The organism is Anaerosporobacter sp. (assembly GCF_965301125.1).
Genome location: NZ_CBDLAM010000254.1, coordinates 1 through 4,388, shown reverse-complemented (window position 1 = coordinate 4,388; position 4,388 = coordinate 1). Strand labels below are relative to the sequence as shown.

4 protein-coding genes are annotated in these 4,388 nt (G+C 35.7%); all 4 read right to left on the bottom strand.

Translation table 11 applies throughout. The features are described 5' to 3' along the window. Positions 1 to 45 precede the first annotated feature (45 nt). Positions 46 to 894 (bottom strand): DegV family protein, encoded by an 849-nt coding sequence (locus tag ACW2QF_RS18095; protein WP_455717417.1) that lies wholly within the window; start codon positions 892 to 894, stop codon positions 46 to 48. Positions 895 to 1,056: 162 nt separating this feature from the next. Continuing rightward, positions 1,057 to 1,485 (bottom strand): pyridoxamine 5'-phosphate oxidase family protein, encoded by a 429-nt coding sequence (locus ACW2QF_RS18090; RefSeq protein WP_455717416.1) that lies wholly within the window; start codon positions 1,483 to 1,485, stop codon positions 1,057 to 1,059. 153 nt (positions 1,486 to 1,638) lie between these two features. Continuing rightward, on the bottom strand, positions 1,639 to 2,496 hold the full coding sequence (locus tag ACW2QF_RS18085) for a helix-turn-helix domain-containing protein (protein ID WP_455717415.1): 858 nt from the start codon (positions 2,494 to 2,496) through the stop codon (positions 1,639 to 1,641). Positions 2,497 to 2,671: 175 nt separating this feature from the next. Then, positions 2,672 to 4,363, bottom strand: coding sequence for a hypothetical protein (locus ACW2QF_RS18080; RefSeq protein WP_455717414.1), 1,692 nt, complete (start codon positions 4,361 to 4,363; stop codon positions 2,672 to 2,674). Positions 4,364 to 4,388 lie beyond the last annotated feature (25 nt).

The following is a 4,388-nucleotide window of genomic DNA, read 5'->3' as shown; positions in this document are numbered from 1 at the left end:
ATTCTTAACTAAATGACATTGGGCAATGCCTCATTTTTTTATTGATTATTTATGAAAGAATGCAACAGCAATGGCGCCAGGTCCAGCATGCGTTCCAATTGTACTTCCAATCGTACTTATTGGAAGGCTTTCGATGTTACCTTGCCAGATGTGAGAACTGTCTTTCATATATTTTTGAAGTAGTGAATCATCTAGACCTGTATATCCAAGTGTAAGAGGCATTGTAAAGTCGATACCGCCACTTTTTTCGATTAATTCCATTAGCATATTATTACCGTTTTTGGAACCTCTTGCTTTTCCCAAAATAGCAACTTCTCCATCTTGAATTGCAATAACTGGTTTGATAGATAATAGTCCACCAGCAAAAGCAGCAGTTTTAGATATACGTCCACCACGTTTTAAGTATTCTAATGTATCAAGTAAGGCAAGTAAGCAAACGTTCTTTTTCTTTACATTTAGTTCGTCAGCAATTTCTGTTGCACTAAGACCTTGATCACGTAGACGTACTGCTTCACGTACAAGTATTTGTTCCCCTATACATACATTCTCACTATCTACAATATGAATACAATCTTCATAGCCTTCTAAAGCAATATTGGCACTTGAATTTGTACCTGATAATTTACCTGATAGTGTAATAACAACAGCAGTTTCTCCAGCATCTTTGATTTCTTTATATAATTGTTCAAAATCATATGGAGAGATTTGGCTTGTTGTAGGCATGCAATCACCCTCAACTAATTTCTCATAGAATTCAGAAGGAGATAGGTTAATACCATCAAGATATTCTTCGTTTCCAAATAATGTTTTCAGTGGTAGGAAGTCAAGTCCTAATTGATCAGCCTCAGCTTTTGATATGTCACATGCGGAATCTATAATAATACGTGTTTTCATAAATATGTTCAACCTTTCTACTTAATTTCAAAAATTACATAATTTTGAAGTACCTTTAACATTCCTTGCAAAGTAGTTAAATAAGTCACTATTTCTTGTTGAAAATAATATAACGTATAATAATGCATGTGTCAATAAAAATATTTTGAGAATCAAAGTATTTTATAGTTGAATATATTCTTTAGGTGCAAAGTTAGTATCCATTGTCCATGTTGTTGCCTTACCATGTTTCATACAAAGAACTTGCATAGAATGATAGAAATCACCTAGTTCGCCACTATTAGTCCAAGCTTTTAGAAAGGTGCGAGTAGGATGATTTACGATTTCATCTTTTAGGTTATTGTCGTCAATGATAGTTAACTCCCCAGAAATACGAATCTGTGTACCTTCGCAGTTAAAACAGAACTCTGCTTTGGGATTCTCCGTAATCTGTGCAAATATGTCTTTACTACGGCCTATATGAAAGATAATACCATTTTCATCAGCACGATATAGTAAGACAGCTCGCGTGTGTGGTTGGTCACCTTCTACAGTTGCAACGTGAAAGGCAGGATGTGAATTTAATTGTTGAAAGATCTCTTCCTTGGTCATATGATTCCCTCCATTTTATTAAGTATTGATTTATATTGATTTGTGTTTATATGTATCCATCAGTCATTAATGGTTACTGATTTATATATCATAGCAGAGAGAAAAGGAGAAATATTTCAAAATAAAACCCTATTTTATAAAGATGCAATCATGTTAATATTGATAAGAGTTCCGATATTCAGTGGGAGTAATTCCTACCTTTTTCTGAAATGTAGAAGAAAAATGAGCATTACTGTTAAAACCACATTTTAATGATATATCTGTTATGGAATGGTCAAGTCTTCGAAGTAAATTCTTAGCGCGGGTTATTCGAGCGTCAATTAAATAATCAATTGGAGTCATACCTAGTTCCTTTTTAAAAATCCGATTAAAGTGAGTAATCGACATATTTGCTGACAATGCTAAAGTTTTGACAGTAATAGATTCATCTAAGTGTTGTTCGATATAGTGTTGTGTACGTGAAATTACGTAATTAGATGTAATTGCCCGCATATCATAGTTTTCTTGTAAAATACTTCTTATTAACCAGTGAGTAATAATTGTACTTTGTGCAGTAAGTGTAATATTACTATTCTTCATCTCTTTGCCTGCTTCAAATGTAAATATATTTAGTGTCTTTAATATGTCATGGCACAATGGGAATTGGAGAAAATTAAATTCTGGAACTGATGAAGCGTATAGTAGATATTGACTTTCAAAATATTCTTTGTCTATTAGGATGCAGTAATAGTGGTGAGAGTCTTGGGCACTTTCTTGGTGCTTAATAAGTGGGGATGAAACAGTAGATAAGTAGTGATTATTTGGAATCTCGATATTCACATTCTTGCATGCAGCAGGATCAAAGTATATGATAAACATATAGGAAGGGTGTGTATGGTACGGTTTAATTGCATATAGGCATTGCCCCATACTTGGTATGAAGATACCTAATTTGTCATGGACATAGCAATCTACAAATTTTAAATCTTCTTCTGTTGCGTCATCTCCTACTAGAGATTTGATTTTATCCATCGAGTGCATAATAACCTCCATTCTAATTTGATATAATAACTTGCTAATGTAATAAAGTAGTAAGTTTATTAGAGTATACCATTTTATGGAGGAAAATTACAATTAATAATTAAAAGAAAACCCCTCTGTTCATCTATCCAAATTGAACTTTAAGATGAACAGAGGGGTCTATATATTAGGCTACTTTTTCACCATTTACATAAAGGTGATATCCATTTGTATTCACACTAGTTAAGTCTCCATCAAAAGAGGTTACATAACTATCACCTGTCAATGTCCATGTGGAGTCAGCATCTATAGTTACGGATACTGTACCAGCAGCTCCAGATGTGTTAATGGTACCTTTGAAGTTAGTTACATTTTTCATAGTTAGGTTAAGTGTTGAGATGGAATCACAAGTTATATTCCCTTCCATTGTTTGTGATTCGGAAGTAAAATTCACGTTACCACCATTTGATCCTTCAGTACCCCAACCACGGCTAGAATTATTACCTGCAACAGTTAGTAAGTTATCATTAGCTAATGTAAGTGCAACATCGGATAGAGTAATATCACAATTGGTATTTGTTACATAGAAGAGGTCTCCGTTTTTGGAAGTGATGCTACCACCATTCATTGTGAAGGTAGCATCACCCATAGCAGCATCCCCAGACATACTTTGATAAATCATTACGCAGTGAATGTTTTCTTCACCATCTTGATAGGTACCAGCCATATTACCAGTTAGGTTACAGTTAGTTAAGGATACTGAATTTTTACCTTCCACAACAACAGCTTCGGAATTGTTAGCAGTTAGAGTAGCATCGCTAACTACAATATTGGCTGTACTATAGATAGCTGGACTACCTGTTCCATTCGTTACATAAGAACCTCCAGTAACGTTTACATTACCACCACCACGATCACTACGAATAGCAGCAGCTGAGTTGCCTTCTGTTTGAATATCAAGATTTGTTGCATTCATCGTAGCACCACCAGTTGTTTGAATACCACCAGAATTATTCTTGGTTGTACGGATGGTTGAGTCCGAGATGTTGACCGTAGTTCCTTCTCCGTAACTGAAGACACCATTTCCGTTAACTGCGGTAGTATTAACAGTGGCATTCTTGATGGTTACGGTAGCACCATTAAGAGCTAATAATCCTGCATTCTGTCCATAGAAGTCACCATTCTCTGTATTAGAAGATTCACCTCCTGTTTTTTCTACAGTTATACCGTCAAGACTTACAGTTGCACCATCAACACGAAGTGCATTCTCATCATCTCCTGTGGAAGTATATTTCTCATCGGAAATCTCAGAATCCGAATCAATTGTATTGGCGGATGTTCCGTTTGTTACAGTAGAGCTTCCTCCGAATCCACTACCACTTTGAAGATTCTTAACGACGATAGAAGTAGCATTATTGTTATCATCAAGAGTTAATTGAAGAATCGAATTAACAGCGATGTCATCAATGGTACCTTCTTGGCTACCTTGAAGAAATTCAACAGTTATTGTGGTATCATCAGTAACAGTGAAAGTAATGGTATCCGTTCCTTCTTCAAAACTACTACCACCAGGAGATCCTGAAGGCATATCTGCTGGAGCATTTCCGTCAGGTTGAGGTTGCGTTCCATCGGTAGTACTTCCGTTATCGGCAGGTTTTTCAGGAGGAGCACCATTACCTTCTACCGAAGTGTTTAATTGTCCTTTTATTGCAGTGATACTATTGCCGTCTATACTTTGCACTTTAGCATACACAGAATCTGAATTTGCTTCGTCCTCCGAAATTTCACTGGATTCTACGGAATTGGAATTTGTATTATTTGATTTAGAACTGCATCCTACGAAGGGGCTTGTAGCAAGCGTGGCTGCTACACCTAGCACAAAGAGTTTTGTAGGTTAAAAAATT